At 67.8% G+C, this 14,348-nt stretch carries 13 protein-coding genes; 9 read left to right on the forward strand and 4 right to left on the reverse strand.

What is annotated here, in order from left to right; all coding sequences use genetic code 11:
• The first annotated feature begins 76 nt into the window (after positions 1–76).
• From QNJ67_01345 to phoB, 7 genes are all read left to right on the forward strand, one after another.
• Positions 77–1,492, forward strand: coding sequence for an ATP-binding protein (locus QNJ67_01345; GenBank protein ID MDJ0607596.1), 1,416 nt, complete (start codon positions 77–79; stop codon positions 1,490–1,492).
• Between the two features lie 192 nt (positions 1,493–1,684).
• Complete coding sequence (locus QNJ67_01350; GenBank protein MDJ0607597.1) at positions 1,685–2,716, forward strand: PstS family phosphate ABC transporter substrate-binding protein; 1,032 nt, start codon at positions 1,685–1,687, stop codon at positions 2,714–2,716.
• An 89-nt stretch (positions 2,717–2,805) separates the two neighbouring features.
• The gene (pstC, locus tag QNJ67_01355; GenBank protein ID MDJ0607598.1) at positions 2,806–4,191 is read left to right on the forward strand and encodes a phosphate ABC transporter permease subunit PstC; all 1,386 of its coding nucleotides are present in this window, start codon (positions 2,806–2,808) and stop codon (positions 4,189–4,191) included.
• Positions 4,184–5,518 carry a phosphate ABC transporter permease PstA gene (gene pstA / locus QNJ67_01360; GenBank protein ID MDJ0607599.1) on the forward strand — a complete coding sequence of 445 codons (1,335 nt, stop codon included), beginning with the start codon at positions 4,184–4,186 and terminating at the stop codon, positions 5,516–5,518. Before pstC ends, pstA begins: the two co-directional genes overlap by 8 nt.
• Positions 5,519–5,588: 70 nt before the next feature.
• On the forward strand, positions 5,589–6,356 hold the full coding sequence (gene pstB, locus QNJ67_01365; GenBank protein MDJ0607600.1) for a phosphate ABC transporter ATP-binding protein PstB: 768 nt from the start codon (positions 5,589–5,591) through the stop codon (positions 6,354–6,356).
• Positions 6,357–6,371: 15 nt separating this feature from the next.
• Positions 6,372–7,100 (forward strand): phosphate signaling complex protein PhoU, encoded by a 729-nt coding sequence (gene phoU / locus QNJ67_01370; protein ID MDJ0607601.1) that lies wholly within the window; start codon positions 6,372–6,374, stop codon positions 7,098–7,100.
• Positions 7,101–7,128: 28 nt separating this feature from the next.
• Positions 7,129–7,821: a phosphate regulon transcriptional regulator PhoB gene (gene phoB / locus QNJ67_01375; protein MDJ0607602.1), complete on the forward strand. Its 693-nt coding sequence runs from the start codon at positions 7,129–7,131 to the stop codon at positions 7,819–7,821.
• On the opposite strand, the gene QNJ67_01380 is transcribed toward phoB, so the two are convergent.
• The 4 genes from QNJ67_01380 to QNJ67_01395 form a co-directional block, all read right to left on the reverse strand.
• Complete coding sequence (locus tag QNJ67_01380) at positions 7,818–8,330, reverse strand: O-acetyl-ADP-ribose deacetylase (GenBank protein ID MDJ0607603.1); 513 nt, start codon at positions 8,328–8,330, stop codon at positions 7,818–7,820. The genes phoB and QNJ67_01380 overlap by 4 nt on opposite strands.
• Entirely contained in the window at positions 8,327–9,706 is a 1,380-nt protein-coding gene (locus QNJ67_01385) for an AmpG family muropeptide MFS transporter (protein MDJ0607604.1), read from the reverse strand. Before QNJ67_01385 ends, QNJ67_01380 begins: the two co-directional genes overlap by 4 nt.
• A 100-nt stretch (positions 9,707–9,806) precedes the next feature.
• The gene (typA, locus tag QNJ67_01390; protein ID MDJ0607605.1) at positions 9,807–11,636 is read right to left on the reverse strand and encodes a translational GTPase TypA; all 1,830 of its coding nucleotides are present in this window, start codon (positions 11,634–11,636) and stop codon (positions 9,807–9,809) included.
• Positions 11,637–11,650: 14 nt separating this feature from the next.
• Positions 11,651–12,643, reverse strand: a complete 993-nt coding sequence (locus tag QNJ67_01395) for an adenosine kinase (GenBank protein ID MDJ0607606.1) — start codon at positions 12,641–12,643, stop codon at positions 11,651–11,653.
• Positions 12,644–12,685: 42 nt separating this feature from the next.
• Between QNJ67_01395 and QNJ67_01400 the strand changes: the two genes are divergently transcribed.
• Both QNJ67_01400 and QNJ67_01405 read left to right on the forward strand, forming a co-directional pair.
• Positions 12,686–13,495 (forward strand): EI24 domain-containing protein, encoded by an 810-nt coding sequence (locus QNJ67_01400; protein ID MDJ0607607.1) that lies wholly within the window; start codon positions 12,686–12,688, stop codon positions 13,493–13,495.
• A 98-nt stretch (positions 13,496–13,593) separates the two neighbouring features.
• Complete coding sequence (locus tag QNJ67_01405; protein MDJ0607608.1) at positions 13,594–14,319, forward strand: polymer-forming cytoskeletal protein; 726 nt, start codon at positions 13,594–13,596, stop codon at positions 14,317–14,319.
• Positions 14,320–14,348 lie beyond the last annotated feature (29 nt).

Here is a 14,348-nt window from a genome sequence, read left to right on the forward strand (position 1 = left end):
ACATGCGCCCGCTTTGCCTGGCGGGTCAGGCATCGGCGACATTGAGAGCCTGTACCGGGACCGCGCGTCGACCCTCATGGACCCTCGCTCATCGATCCTCTCGCGACGGCTCGTCGCGCTGGCCTGGATGATCGGGCCCGGCGCCGCCGTCGTGCTCGCCCTGGCCCTGTTCGGCGGGGTCGCGCCGGGGGTCGGCCTCGCCGCGCTCTTGGGCCTCGTCGTCGCGGGCGGCATGGGCGCCTGGTTTCATTTCCAGCGGATCGACGCCCTGCGCTCGAGCCTCCAGGCGCTGGCGCGAAGCGACGCCGAGGGGGAGTCGCGGCGCGCCCTGCCGGGCACGAGCGCGACGCTCTGCGCCGGACTGGATACGACCATCGAGCAGATCATCGAGCACCAGAGGGTGAAGCGCCGTCAGCTCGAGGACGTGGTGACCGGCAACGAGGCGATCCTCGAGAGCCTGCCCGATCCCCTGATCATGCTGGACCGCGAGCGGCGAATCGTCCGGGTGAACGCCGCCGTGACCAAATCGCTCGGCCGGGATCTGCCCGGGCGTGATCTCTGCGAAGTATTCCGGGCCCCGGCCCTGCTAGAGGCCGCCGACGAGGTCTTGGCCGGGGGCAACGGACGGATCGTCGAGTTCTCCGTGCCCGGTCGCCTGGAGTACCACTACCTGGCGCGGGTCGCCGGCCTGCCCGGTCCGGCGCCAGACGGCACCATCGCGATCCTGTCCCTGCACGACCAGACCGGCATCAAGCGGGCCGAGCGCCTGCGCGCCGATTTCGTGGCCAACGCCAGCCACGAGCTGCGCACGCCGCTGGCCAGCCTGCTCGGCTTCATCGAGACTTTGAACGGGCCGGCGCGCGGTGACCGCGCGGCCCAGGCCCAGTTCCTGACCATCATGCACGACCAGGCCGAGCGCATGAAGCACCTGGTCGAGGACCTGCTGTCCCTGTCCCGGATCGAGATGAAGGAGCACGCGCTGCCCGACGGCAGGGTCAACCTGGAACGTCTGCTCTACTCGGTGGCCAATACCCTCGAACTCAAGGCCAAGGACAAGGACATGGTGATCCGGGTCCAATGCGAGCACCTGGCGGCCGTGACCGGCGACTACGACGAGCTGACCCAGGTGTTCCAGAACCTGATCGACAATGCCCTGAAATACGGCCGTGCCGGCACCGAGATACGGGTTTCGGGCGCCGTGTCCCCGAAGGCGGCTCAGAAGCTGCAGTGCAAGGCGCTGGCGGTCGCGATCGCCGACGAGGGTGAGGGGATCTTGCCGGAGCACATACCGCGCCTGACCGAGCGTTTCTACCGGGTCGATACAGCGCGCTCGCGGCAACTTGGCGGAACCGGGCTAGGCCTGGCCATTGTCAAGCACATCGTCAGCCGCCACCGGGGCATCCTGGATATCAGCAGCCAGGTCGGGAAAGGGTCGGTCTTCACGGTATACCTGCCCATGGCGGAAGGCGCGGACGATGTCGCGGCCGAATGAGCCGCAGCCACGACGTCTTAACTAACTGATGTATATAGTATAATTGAGCGAATATTCGGCTTCATTGTCATAAGACTGTAACGAAGCTGCAATATTACTATCGCCGTCGGTCACTACGTTCCGTCGTCACCGAGTTCGGCCCCTCTGAGGGGCCGACGTTCATTATGGAATACAGACGGAGATGGTCCCGTGATCAAACACGCTCTCGCTGTCGCAACCGCGACGGCTTTCGTGCTGGCTACCGGTCAAGCCTCCGCGCAGTCGCGCAACCAGATCCACATCGTCGGCTCGTCCACGGTGTTTCCCTTCTCCACGGCCGTCGCCGAGAACTTCGGCCGGACGACGAAGTTCAAGACCCCGGTGGTTGAGAGCACCGGTTCGGGCGGCGGCATGAAGCTGTTCTGCGCCGGCGTCGGCCTCGAGCACCCCGACATCACCAACGCCTCGCGCCGGATCAAGTCCTCCGAGTTCGAGAAGTGCGCCAAGGCCGGCATCGGCATCACCGAGGTCAAGTTCGGCTACGACGGCATCGTGCTGGCCAACGCCAAGTCGGCCCCGGCCCTCAGCCTGACCAAGAAGCAGATCTTCATGGCGCTGGCCAAGCAAGTTCCGGTCGACGGCCAGCTGGTCGACAACCCCTACAAGACCTGGAACGAGATCGATTCCTCGCTGCCGAACGCGCGGATCGAGGTGCTCGGCCCGCCGCCGACCAGCGGCACCCGTGACGCCTTCGTCGAGCTCGCCATGGAGGGCGGCGCCAAGGCCTTCCCGATGCTCAAGGACATGCGCAAGAAGGACAAGAAGGCCTTCAAGTCGGTCGCCCACGCGATCCGCGAGGACGGCGCCTTCATCGAAGCCGGCGAGAACGACAACCTGATCGTCCAGAAGCTCGAGGCCAACCCGAAGGCGCTCGGCATCTTCGGCTTCAGCTTCCTCGACCAGAACGGCGACAAGATCAAGGGCGCCATGGTCGACGGCGTCGAGCCGACCTTCGAGCTGATCGCCAGCGGCAAGTACGGCGTGTCCCGCTCGCTCTACTTCTACGTCAAGAAGGAGCACGTGGGCGTCGTGCCGGGCATCGCCGAGTTCGTCGCCGAGTTCACCAGCGACAAGGCGTGGGGACCGGACGGCTACCTGGTCGACAAGGGCCTGATCCCCCTGCCCGAAGCGGACCGCAAGTCGGTCGCGGCTTCGGCCAGCTCCTTGCAGCCGCTCAGCATGTAACGCGATCGGGAACCGCGCGCCGGCGGAGACTAGCCCCGGCGTGCGGTTCCACCTTCGCGTGATTTTTTGGTGGATAGCTGTTCATTGATATGTCCTCCACCCTGCTGGTGATCGTCGTGCTCCTCGCGCTCAGCTCGATCGGCTACGGGCTGGGCCGAAGGCGGGCCTTCTCGGTGAGCAGCGGCCACAGCGCGGCGCTTCATTCGCGGCCGCAGTACTATGGCTTCTACGTCGCCCTCTGGGCCGCGCTGCCCTCCTTCTTCCTGGTCGGCCTCTGGCTCATTTTCGAGTCCTACGTCGTGGATCTCATGCTGCGCGCGAACATCGCGCCGCTGACGCAGGACCTGGAAGAGAGCGAGATCCGCCTCCTGATGAGCCAGATCAAGAATCTGGCGCTGGCCAACATTCCGCCGGCCAACCCGGCGCCCGAGGTGATCACGGCCGCAGAGAACTACGTCGCGATGCTCGATCAGAGCGCGCACCTGCGCAGCCTTCTCGCGTTCGCGGCGGCCATCGCCGGCCTGGCGATCGGCGCGCGCGCGATCAGCCCGCGCCTGCGCGCCCGCAACCAGGTGGAGCGGGCGGTCACCGTGCTGATGGTTATCGCCTCGACCATCGCGATCCTGACCACGGTCGGCATCGTGCTCTCGCTTTTCTTCGAGGCCTGGCGGTTCTTCACCAAGGTGCCCTGGTACGAGTTCGTGTTCGGCCTGCACTGGAGCCCGCAGACCGCCCTGCGCGCCGATCAGGTGGGCGCCTCGGGCTCGTTCGGCGCGATTCCGCTGTTCGCCGGTACGATGCTGATCACCCTCATCGCCATGGCGGTCGCGGTGCCGATCGGCCTGATGTCGGCGATCTACATGTCGGAGTACGCCCCGCCGAAGATCCGCGCCACGGCCAAGCCCATGCTCGAGATCCTGGCCGGCGTGCCGACCGTGGTCTACGGCTTCTTCGCCGCCTTGACCGTCGCCCCCTTCTTCCGCAACACCGGCGACGCGATCGGCCTGACGGTCGCCTCGGAATCGGCCCTGGCCGCCGGCGTGGTCATGGGGATCATGATCATCCCCTTCGTATCGTCCCTGTCGGACGACGTGATGAACGCCGTGCCCCAGACCCTGCGCGACGGGGCCTATGCGCTGGGCGCGACCAAGTCCGAGACGATCAAGCAGGTCATCATGCCGGCGGCGCTGCCGGGCATCGTCGGCGGCGTCCTGCTCGCGGTCAGCCGCGCCATCGGCGAGACCATGATCGTCGTCATGGCCGCCGGCCTGGCGGCCAACCTGACCGCCAACCCGCTGGAGGCGGTCACCACGGTGACGGTCCAGATCGTCACCCTGCTGGTCGGCGACCAGGAATTCGACAGCGCCAAGACGCTGGCCGCCTTCGCCCTCGGCCTGGTGCTCTTCGTGCTGACCCTTTCGCTCAACGTCGTCGCGCTCCGTATCGTCCGCAAATACCGAGAGAAGTATGACTGACGCCAGTCTCAACGGCGGGGCTCTCACCGGCGGGGCGCTCAACGGCCGCCTGCCCACGGCGCAGGAGCTCTCGCCGGCACGCGTTCGCAAGCGCTACGCGGCGGAACGCCGGTTCCGCGCCTACGGCGCCGCGGCGATCCTCGCCGCCGTCGCCATTCTCGCGATCCTGATCGTCAGCATCGTCTCCAAGGGCTACTCGGCCTTCGTGCAGACCGAGATCGCGCTGGAGATCACCTTCGATCCCGAGGTGATCGACCCGACCGGCGAGCGCGATCCGGAGGTCCTGGCCTCGGCCAACTACGCGCCGCTGATCCGGGACGCCCTGACCAAGGTGTTCCCCGAGGTGACGGGTCGGCGCGACAAGCGCAATCTCCGCCGGCTGGTCTCCACGGGATCGCCCTTCGAGCTCGGCCACCTGGTCAAGAACAACCCCGACCTGATCGGGACGACCCAGACGGTCTGGCTGGCGGCCTCGGCCAAGATCGACGGCGTGATCAAGGGGCAGATCTCGCGCGAGGTGCCCGAGAGCGACCGCATCGTGTCGGACCGGGAGCTGGCCTGGCTCGAGGTGCTGGAATCCCGGGGGCAGGTGGAGACCAAGTTCAACAGCCGGCTGTTCAGCGCCGGCGACAGCCGCGAGCCGGAGCAGGCCGGCATCTGGGGTGCCGCGGTCGGCTCCATGCTGACGCTCTTCGTCACCTTCATGCTGTCCTTCCCGATCGCCGTCCTGAGCGCGATCTACCTGGAAGAGTTCGCGCCCAAGAACCGCGTCACCGACCTGATCGAGGTCAACATCAACAACCTCGCCGCCGTGCCGTCGATCGTGTTTGGCCTGCTCGGCCTCGCGGTCTTCCTGAACGTCTTCGGCATGCCCCGGTCGGCGCCCTTGGTCGGCGGCATGGTGCTCGCGCTCATGACTCTGCCGACGATCATCATCGCGGCTCGCGCCGCCCTGAAGGCGGTGCCGCCGTCGATCCGGGAGGCCGCTCTGGGCGTCGGCGCCTCCAAGCACCAGGTGGTCTGGCACCACGTGCTGCCGCTCGCCATGCCCGGCATCCTAACCGGCACGATCATCGGGCTGGCGCAGGCCCTGGGCGAGACCGCCCCGCTGCTGATGATCGGCATGGTGGCCTTCATCGTCGACATTCCCGGCGGGTTCACCGACCCTTCGACGGTCCTGCCGGTGCAGATCTACATCTGGGCCGACAGCCCGGAGCGGGCCTTCGTGGAGCGGACTTCGGCCGCCATCATGGTCCTCTTGACCTTCCTGGTGGCAATGAATGCGCTGGCCGTGTTCCTGCGGAAGCGTTTCGAGCGGCGCTGGTAACGAAGAGGAGGAGCGAGTCATGAGCCTGACAGACGACCATCCAGCCGTCGCGGTCGAAACGGCCCCGGACATGAGGGCCAACCCGCCCAAGTTCGTCAGCAAGGGGGTCAACGTCCACTACGGCGACAAGCAAGCGCTGGTCGATGTCGACATCGACATCCTGCCGAACGAGGTGACGGCGCTGATCGGCCCCTCGGGCTGCGGCAAGTCGACCTATCTGCGCTGCCTCAACCGGATGAACGACGTGATCGAAGGCTGCCGGGTCACCGGCAGGATCGACCTTGACGGCGACGACATCTATTCAGAAAAGGTCGACGTGGTTCAGCTGCGCGCCCGGGTCGGCATGGTGTTCCAGAAGCCCAATCCCTTTCCCAAGTCAGTCTTCGACAACGTCGCCTACGGCCCGAAGATCCACGGCATCGCCGAGAAGCGCGGCGACCTGGAGCAGCTGGTCGAGATCAGCCTGCAGAAGGCGGGGCTCTGGGACGAGGTCAAGGACCGTCTCGACGGGCCGGGCACGGGTCTGTCCGGCGGCCAGCAGCAGCGCCTCTGCATCGCGCGGGCGATCGCCGTCAGCCCCGACGTGATCCTGATGGACGAGCCCTGTTCGGCGCTCGACCCCATCGCGACCGCCAAGATCGAGGAGCTGATCGACGAGCTCCGGGAGAACTTCACGATCGTCATCGTGACCCACTCGATGCAGCAGGCGGCGCGGGTATCCCAGAAGACGGCCTTCTTCCACCTGGGCACCCTGGTGGAGCACGGGAATACCGAGGAGATCTTCACCAACCCCAAGGATGACCGGACCCAGGGCTACATCACGGGCAGATTTGGTTAGGATCCGAGGCAGCCGATGAGCCAAGCGAACGAACACATCGTCAGGTCCTTCGATAACCAGCTCGAAGATCTGCGCCACGCCATTGTCAAGATGGGCGGCCTCGCCGAGAGCCAGGTGGCGGCGTCGATCAAGACCCTGGTCCAGCGGGACGCGGACGCCGCGACGACGCTCCTGGCGCGTGACCGCGAGCTGGACCAGATGGAGCATGAGATCGACAAGATGGCGATGCGTCTGCTGGCGCTCCGCCAGCCGGTCGCGATCGACCTCAGGGAGATCGTGTCGGCACTCAAGATCTCCAACAACCTGGAGCGGATCGGCGACTATGCCTGCAGCGTCGCCGAGCGGGCGCGGACCCTGGCGCGCCACTCGGTCATCGCGCCGGTGCACAGCCTGCCGCGCATGGCCCAGCTGGTTCAGCTCGAGATCAAAACGGTGCTCGACGCCTACGTGAAGCACGACGCCGAGAAGGCGATCGAGGTCTGGAACAGCGACGAGGAGGTGGACGCGCTCTATACCAGCCTGTTCCGCGAGACCTTGACCTACATGATGGAGGACCCTCGCAACATCACGCCCTGCACCCATCTACTGTTCATCGCGCGCAGCATCGAGCGCATGGGCGACCACGCCACGAACATGGCGGAGTACGTCTACTACCTGGTCAAGGGCGAGCCCCTAACCTTCGACCGCCCCGTGGCCGACAGCACCAGCCTGGCGGGCATCGACCCGCCGCAGACAGGGACCTGAAACGACAGTGGACGGATATTCTGCCGCTATGAAGCCGATGATATTGGTGGTCGAGGACGAGAACGCGCTCGTCACCCTCCTGCACTACAACCTGGAGCGCGAAGGTTTCCGGGTCGTCTCCGCGAGCGACGGCGAGGAAGCCCTGATCGTCGCCAAGGAGGAGACGCCGGACCTCATCCTGCTGGATTGGATGCTGCCCCTGATGTCGGGCGTCGAAGTCTGCCGCCGCATGCGCCGCATGCCCGATCTGGGCGACACGCCGATCATCATGCTGACCGCGCGCGGCGAGGAGAGCGACAAGGTGCGCGGTCTGGAAAGCGGGGCCGACGACTACGTCACCAAGCCCTTCTCGCCGGCCGAGCTGATCGCGCGGATCCGGGCCGCCCTGCGCCGCACCCAGCCGGGCCTGACCTCGGAGGTTCTGGTGTTCGAGGATCTGATCATGGACCTCTCGACGCACCGGGTGGAGCGCGGCGGGCGGAAGGTCCATCTGGGACCGACCGAGTTCCGCCTGCTGCGTCATCTCCTGCAGCATCCAGGACGGGTGTTCAGCCGGGAACAGCTGCTCGACGCGGTCTGGGGCCGCAACGTCTATGTCGAGCTGCGCACGGTGGACGTGCACATCCGGCGCCTCCGCAAGGCAATCAACGCCGGGGAGCAGATCGACCTGATCCGCACCGTGCGCTCCGCCGGCTACGCGCTCGACCGGCCGGAGCTTTAGGCGCCGAGCCGCGCCCGGTAGGCCTGCTCCGCCTCATCGCCGAAGACCGCGAAGATCACACGCTCGATACCCTGCTCTTCGGAAAGCCAGACCTCGACTTCGGTCACCGCGATGTCGGTCGCCTGGTCCAGGGGAAAGCCGTAGATACCGGTCGAGATCGCCGGAAAGGCGATCGAGGCAATGCCGCTCTCCCGGGCCAGCTCCAGGCAATTGCGGTAGCACTCGGCCAGCAGGGCCGGCTCCTTCTCGCCGCCGCCGCGCCAGACCGGGCCGACGGCGTGAATCACGTGATTGGCCGGGAGCTCGAACCCCGGCGTGATGCGCGCCTCGCCGGTCGGGCAGCGGCCGATCTTTCCGCAGGCGCGGGCCAGCTCCAGGCCGGCGGCGCGGTGGATCGCGCCGCAGACACCGCCGCCGGGCGCCAGGCGCTCGTTGGCCGCGTTGACGATGGCGTCGACCGCCAGCGTGGTGATGTCGCCGGCGAAGATCTCGATGCGCGGATCGCTCATGATGCCTCGCTTACCCGCTCGGCCCGCCGCAGGGCGACGAAGAGCACCAGCAGGATCGCCGGCAGCCCCAGGGCCGCGGCGTAGCTGAAGAAGAAGACGTAGCCCTGGGCGTCGACGATGATACCGGAAAAGCCGCCGAGCAGCTTGCCCGGAAGGGTGAAGAGCGACGAGAACAGGGCATACTGGGTCGCCGTGTAGGCCGTGTTGGTCAGGCTGGAAAGATAGGCGATGAAGACGGAGCCGGCCAGGCCGCCCGCCAGGTTGTCGGCGCTGATGGTCAGCACCAGGAGCTCCAGGTCGTAGCCCACGGTCGCCAGGTAGGCGAAGACGAGATTGGTCGCGGCGACCAGGATCGCGCCCAGCAGGAGCGGGCGGGCGATCCCGAAGCGGGCGACCAGGAGTCCGCCGAGGAAGGCGCCGACGATGGTCATGCCGAGGCCGTAGATCTTGGTGATGCTGGCGACCTCGGACTTCGAGAAGCCGAGGTCGTAGTAGAAGGGGTTGGCCATGATGCCCATGGTGATGTCGCTGAGGCGGTAAAGCGCGATCAACGCCAGGATCGCCAGCGCCAGGCGCCCGTTGCGGACGAAGAAGTCCACGAAGGGGCTGATCACCGCGCCGGAGAACCAGGCGGCGATGCCGGCCCAGGTGCCGCCCGCCGCCCCGGCCAGGCGCCGCGAGAGCTCCTGCTCGCGGCGCCGCGTCGCCGCGTCGACCGGCGCCTCGGGCTCGCTGATCAGCAGCACGGTGGCGAAGCCGACCAGCATGCAGCCGGCCATCACCGCGTAAGCGAAGGGCCAGGAGAAGAACTCCGCCAGATAGAGCGCGCCGGCACCGGCGACCAGCAGCGCGACGCGGTAGCCCAGCTGATAGGTCGCGGCCATGGCCCCCTGGTAGCCGCGCTCCACCGCCTCGATCCGGTAGGCGTCAATCGAGACGTCCTGGGTCGCGGCGGAGAAGGCGACCAGAAAGGCGAAGGCCGCCACCCGGAGGACGTGGTCACCGGGATCCGTCAGCGCGATCCCGACCAGGCCGGCAGCGATCCCGATCTGCCCCAGCAGCATCCAGCTGCGGCGGCGCCCGAGCCGGGCGGTCAGCAGCGGCAGGGGCACGCGGTCGATCACCGGCGCCCAGAGTACCTTGATCGAGAAGGTGATGCCGACCCAGGAGAAGAAGCCGATCTCGGTCCGGCTTATGCCGGCCTCGCGCAGCCAGAAGGACAGCGTGGAGAAGATCAGCAGGAACGGCAGCCCGGCCGAGAAGCCGAGGAACAGCATCACCAGAACGCGCGGGTGGCGATAGACCCGGAGGGCCTCGCCCCAATTCCGGGTCTGGCCGCCAGCCGGCTGCTGAGTCGATAGGGAGTCCTTGCCCACGGTCATCCTTCGACAGGCTCAGGATGAGGTGAACTTTTTGATAAGAGTCACCCTCACCCTGAGCCTGTCGAAGGGTGAGGACGCAGAACGCGCAATGGCGTCAGCCGGCATCCTTGAGCCGGCTCTGCTTCTTGCGCTCGTGGGGGTCGAGGAGGCGCTTTCTCAGCCGGATCGCGTCGGGCGTCACCTCGACCAGCTCGTCATCCTCGATATAGGCGATCGCCTGCTCCAGGGACATGGCGCGCGGCGGCGAGAGGCGCACGGCGTCGTCCTTGCCGGCGGCCCGGATGTTGGTCAGCTGCTTGGCCTTCAGCGGGTTGACCTCGAGATCGGTGCCGCGGCTGTGCTCGCCGATGATCATGCCGCCGTAGACCGCCGCGCCGGGCTTGATGAAGAGCGGCCCGCGCTCTTCCAGGTTCCACAAGGCATAGGCCACGGCGGCGCCTTGGCTGTTCGAGATCAGCACGCCGTTGCGCCGGCCCTGGATCGGCCCGCGGTAGGGACCGTAGCTGTGGAACAGCCGGCTCATCACGCCGGTGCCCCGGGTGTCGGTCAGGAACTCTCCCAGGTAGCCGATCAGGCCGCGCGACGGCGCCAGGAAGGTGATCCGCACCTTGCCGCCCTCGGAGGGGCGCAGGTCGGTCATCTCGGCGCGGCGCTCGCTCAGCTTCTCGACGACCACGCCGGAGTAGGCCTCGTCGACGTCGACCTGGACCTCCTCCAGGGGCTCGAGGCGCTGGCCGCTCGCCGGGTCGGTCTCGAAGATGACCCGCGGCCGGCTGATCGAGAGCTCGAAGCCCTCGCGCCGCATGGTCTCGATCAGCACCGAGAGCTGCAGCTCGCCGCGCCCGGCGACCTCGAAGGAGTCCTTGTCCTTGCTCTCCTCGATGCGGATCGCGACGTTGCCCTCGGCCTCGCGCGCCAGGCGGTCGCGCAGCACCCGGCTGGTCAGCTTGCTGCCCGCCTTGCCGGCGAGCGGCGAGTCGTTGACCGAGAAGGTCATGGCCAGCGTCGGCGGGTCGACCGGCCGCGCGGCGATCGCTTGCGTCACCTCGGGCGCGCAGATCGTGTTCGGCACCGTGGCGGCGCCCAGGCCGGCCACGGCGATGATGTCGCCCGCCTCGGCCTCCTCGACCGGCGTGCGGGCGAGGCCCCGGTAGGCGAGCAGCTTGGTCAGCCTCGCCTTTTCGATCTCCTGGCCGTCGGCGCCGAGCACCTTTACCGGCATGTTGACCTTGGCGCGGCCAGCCTGGATGCGGCCGGTCAGGACCCGGCCGAGATAGGGGTCGTAGTCGAGGATCGAGGCGAGCAGGGCGAAGGGCTCCTCGGGATCGCCCTCTGCCGGCGGCACGACCTCGGCGATGACCTCGAAGAGCGGATCAAGCGAGTCCCGCGCGCCGTCCAGCTCGCGGATCGCCCAGCCCTGCTTGGCCGAGGCGAAGACGGTCGGAAAGTCGAGCTGCTCGTCGCTCGCGTCCAGCGCGGCGAAGAGGTCGAAGACCTCGTTCTGCACCTCGTAGGGCCGCCCGTCCGGCCGGTCGACCTTGTTGACCACGACGATCGGGCGGAGGCCCAAGGCCAGCGCCTTCATGGTGACGAACTTGGTCTGGGGCATGGGGCCCTCGGCCGCGTCGACCAGCAGAAGGACGCCGTCGACCATCGAGAGGATGCGCTCGACCTCGCCGCCAAAGTCGGCGTGGCCCGGCGTGTCGACGATGTTGATGCGCAGGTCGTTCCACAGGATGGAGGTGCACTTGGCGAGGATCGTGATGCCGCGCTCGCGCTCGAGGTCGTTACTGTCCAGCGCCCGCTCGTCGACCGCCTGGTTCTCGCGGATCGCGCCGGACTGGCGCAGCAGGGCGTCGACCAGGGTGGTCTTGCCATGGTCGACGTGGGCGATGATCGCCAGGTTGCGGACCGCGTCGGTCATCGCCGTTCCCTTGTTTAGAGGCCGCGCTCGACCACCAGCTCGGCCAGAGGACGCTCGGGCCGTGCGCCGAAGTGGGAGATCACCTCGGCGGCGGCCAGGGCGCCGAGGCGGGCGCAGTCGCCGACCGGCTTGCCCCTGACGAAGCCGAACAGGAAGCCGCTGGCGAAGAGGTCGCCGGCGCCCGTGGTGTCGACCAGATGGTCGACCGCGTCCGCCGACACGGACTCGATGTGGTCGCCCTGCAGAACCACGGCGCCCTTCTCGCTGCGGGTCAGGACCGCCAGCTCGCAGCGGCCGCGCAGCGCCGCCAGCGCCTCGTCGAAGCTGCCCACCTTGTAGAGCGAGGCGATCTCCTGCTCGTTGGCGAACAGCAGGTCGATATGGCCGTCGACCAGGTCGCGGAACTCGTCGCGGTGGCGGTCGACGCAGAAGGGGTCCGACAGGGTGAGGGCGACCTTTCGGCCGGCCTCGTGGGCCACCTCGGCGGCCTTGACGAAGGCCTCCTTGGCCCGGGGCGGGTCCCAGAGATAGCCCTCCAGGTAGGTCACCTTGGCGCCCGCCACGGTCTCCTCGTCGATGTCCTCGGGGCCCAGCCCGACGCTGGCGCCCAGGAAGGTGCCCATGGTCCGCTGGGCGTCGGGCGTCACGAAGATCAGGCAACGCGCGGTCGGCGCGCCCTCGGTGGCGGCCGGCGTGTCGAAGGCGACGCCGGCGGCGCGGATGTCGTGGCCGAAGATCCCGCCCAGCTGGTCGTTTCGAACCTTGCCGATGAAGGCCGCCTGCCCGCCCAGCGAGGCCAGACCGGCCATGGTGTTGGCCGCCGAGCCGCCGGAGATCTCCCGGGCCGGGCCCATGGCGCCGTAGAGCGCCTCGGCGCGCGGTCCGTCGATCAGGGTCATGGCGCCCTTGGGCAGGCCCTGCGCTTCGAGCAGCGCGTCATCGGCCTGGCTCAGGACGTCGACGATGGCGTTCCCGATCCCGACGACGTCGGCGGCGCGGTCGTTCATGATGGCGTTCCGTTATCGGCTGATGGCTCGGCCGGGAGTATAATGCGGCGTGTCGCGGCGGCAAGGACCCGCGCGCGGCCGTGCGACTTCTCCGTTCTTGCCCGGCGGCCGACCGCGGGCTACATCAGGCACGCCATGTTCGCCGCCCTCAGCAAAGCCTTCGCCCAGCTTTCCGACCCGGCCTTCCGCGGCGTCATGCTGCGCGGCCTCGTCTTCTCCGCCATCCTCTTCATCATCGTCTGGATCCTCGCCTGGTGGGGCCTGACCTGGGCAGAGTCCGCGCTGTCCGACTGGCTGGCCAGCGACTCCTGGCTGGCCGACGTGGTCAGCTGGCTGTTCGCCGCGGCCGGGATCGCCGGCGTGCTAATCGCCAGCTTTCTTCTATTCCCGGCGGTCACCACGATCATGGTGAGCTTCCTGCTCGACGACATCGCGGAAGCGGTCGAGCGCCGGCACTATCCAGGCCTGCCGCCAGCCCGGGAACCACCTCTGGTGGAGAGTCTGCGCGGCGCCCTGGGCTTCGCCGGCGTGACGATCCTGCTCAACCTGCTGGCCCTGCCGTTCTACCTCGTGCTGATGCTGCTGCCGCCAGCTAATCTTTTTGTATTCTATCTGCTCAACGGCTATCTTCTCGGTCGGGAGTACTACGAGCTGGTGTCGATACGGCGAATGGAGTCGCGGGACTCCACGAGGTTGCGCCGGCAGTTTCGCGGAAAGGTTTTTCTTGCGGGGGTTGTTATCGCCTTTCTTCTGAGCCTGCCGATCATCAATCTGATCACGCCGATCGTCGCGACCGGTTTCATGGTGCACCTCTTCGAGACCATGCGGCAGCGGGGCGCGGCGTCGACATGACACGGGACCCGGAACGCCGCGGCAACGCCGAAACGAAAGAGCAGGGCATGTTCGGCAAGCGCAACTCCCCGAACGCTTCAAGCGGCAGGCAGACAGATATGCGACCCTCCTCCGGCAAGACCGGCGCGGCCTCGGGACAGGCAACGGGGACCGACCGGTCCTCGGCCCGTACGAAGGCCGTGTCGCCGGCGCCCTACGATGCGCCGCGGCGCGTCTCCGACTACGCGCTACCCGGTTCCCGCGGCGAGTTCTCGCAAGGCCGGCCCACCGAGAGCCGAAAGCTCGTCGTCGGGCGGGACATCGCTCTGGCCGGCGAGATCAAGTCCTGCGAGTTGCTGGTCGTCGAAGGCCTGGTCGAAGCCGACCTCAAGGGCTGCCGCCTGCTTCAGATCGGCGAGACCGGCGTGTTCAAAGGCTCGGCCGAGGTCGCCCAGGCCGAGATCAGCGGCCGCTTCGAGGGCGATCTGACCGTCACGGACCGCCTCTTCCTGCGCGCCACGGGGCACATCGTCGGCACCCTGGGCTACAACGAGATGGAGGTCGAGCGGGGCGGCAAGATGTCCGGCTCGATCGACGAACTGACCGAGGCGCCGGGCCGCGCGAAGGCGCGCCGAACCGCGCCGGGCCAGGCCGAAGCAGCGCCTGCCCCGCGCGAAGAGGTCCGGCCGGAGGCGGCGCGTCAGGAACCGGCGCCCCAGGAGCAGCGGACGGCGACGGCGCGGCCCGAGCCGGCGCGTCAGAGTCCTCCGCGGGAGCCGGCGCAACGCACGCAGGCCCGGGCGGAACCCGCCGAAGCCGAGGCGCCGCGGAAGAGCGCCGTCTAGCAGGATGCTGGAATGGTGCCTCGTTGGCA

Source organism: Kiloniellales bacterium (assembly GCA_030064845.1).
Lineage (GTDB): Bacteria > Pseudomonadota > Alphaproteobacteria > Kiloniellales > JAKSDN01 > JASJEC01.

Excerpts from the sequence above, each read along its gene's own strand:
- QNJ67_01405 (MDJ0607608.1), top strand. The coding sequence starts at position 13,594 with ATGCGACCCTCCTCCGGCAAGACCGGCGCGGCCTCGGGACAGGCAACG.
- pstB (MDJ0607600.1), top strand. The coding sequence starts at position 5,589 with ATGAGGGCCAACCCGCCCAAGTTCGTCAGCAAGGGGGTCAACGTCCAC.
- pstC (MDJ0607598.1), top strand. The coding sequence starts at position 2,806 with ATGTCCTCCACCCTGCTGGTGATCGTCGTGCTCCTCGCGCTCAGCTCG.
- QNJ67_01380 (MDJ0607603.1), bottom strand. The coding sequence starts at position 8,330 with ATGAGCGATCCGCGCATCGAGATCTTCGCCGGCGACATCACCACGCTG.
- phoU (MDJ0607601.1), top strand. The coding sequence starts at position 6,372 with ATGAGCCAAGCGAACGAACACATCGTCAGGTCCTTCGATAACCAGCTC.
- QNJ67_01400 (MDJ0607607.1), top strand. The coding sequence starts at position 12,686 with ATGCGGCGTGTCGCGGCGGCAAGGACCCGCGCGCGGCCGTGCGACTTC.
- typA (MDJ0607605.1), bottom strand. The coding sequence starts at position 11,636 with ATGACCGACGCGGTCCGCAACCTGGCGATCATCGCCCACGTCGACCAT.
- phoB (MDJ0607602.1), top strand. The coding sequence starts at position 7,129 with ATGAAGCCGATGATATTGGTGGTCGAGGACGAGAACGCGCTCGTCACC.
- QNJ67_01395 (MDJ0607606.1), bottom strand. The coding sequence starts at position 12,643 with ATGAACGACCGCGCCGCCGACGTCGTCGGGATCGGGAACGCCATCGTC.
- pstA (MDJ0607599.1), top strand. The coding sequence starts at position 4,184 with ATGACTGACGCCAGTCTCAACGGCGGGGCTCTCACCGGCGGGGCGCTC.
- QNJ67_01345 (MDJ0607596.1), top strand. The coding sequence starts at position 77 with ATGGACCCTCGCTCATCGATCCTCTCGCGACGGCTCGTCGCGCTGGCC.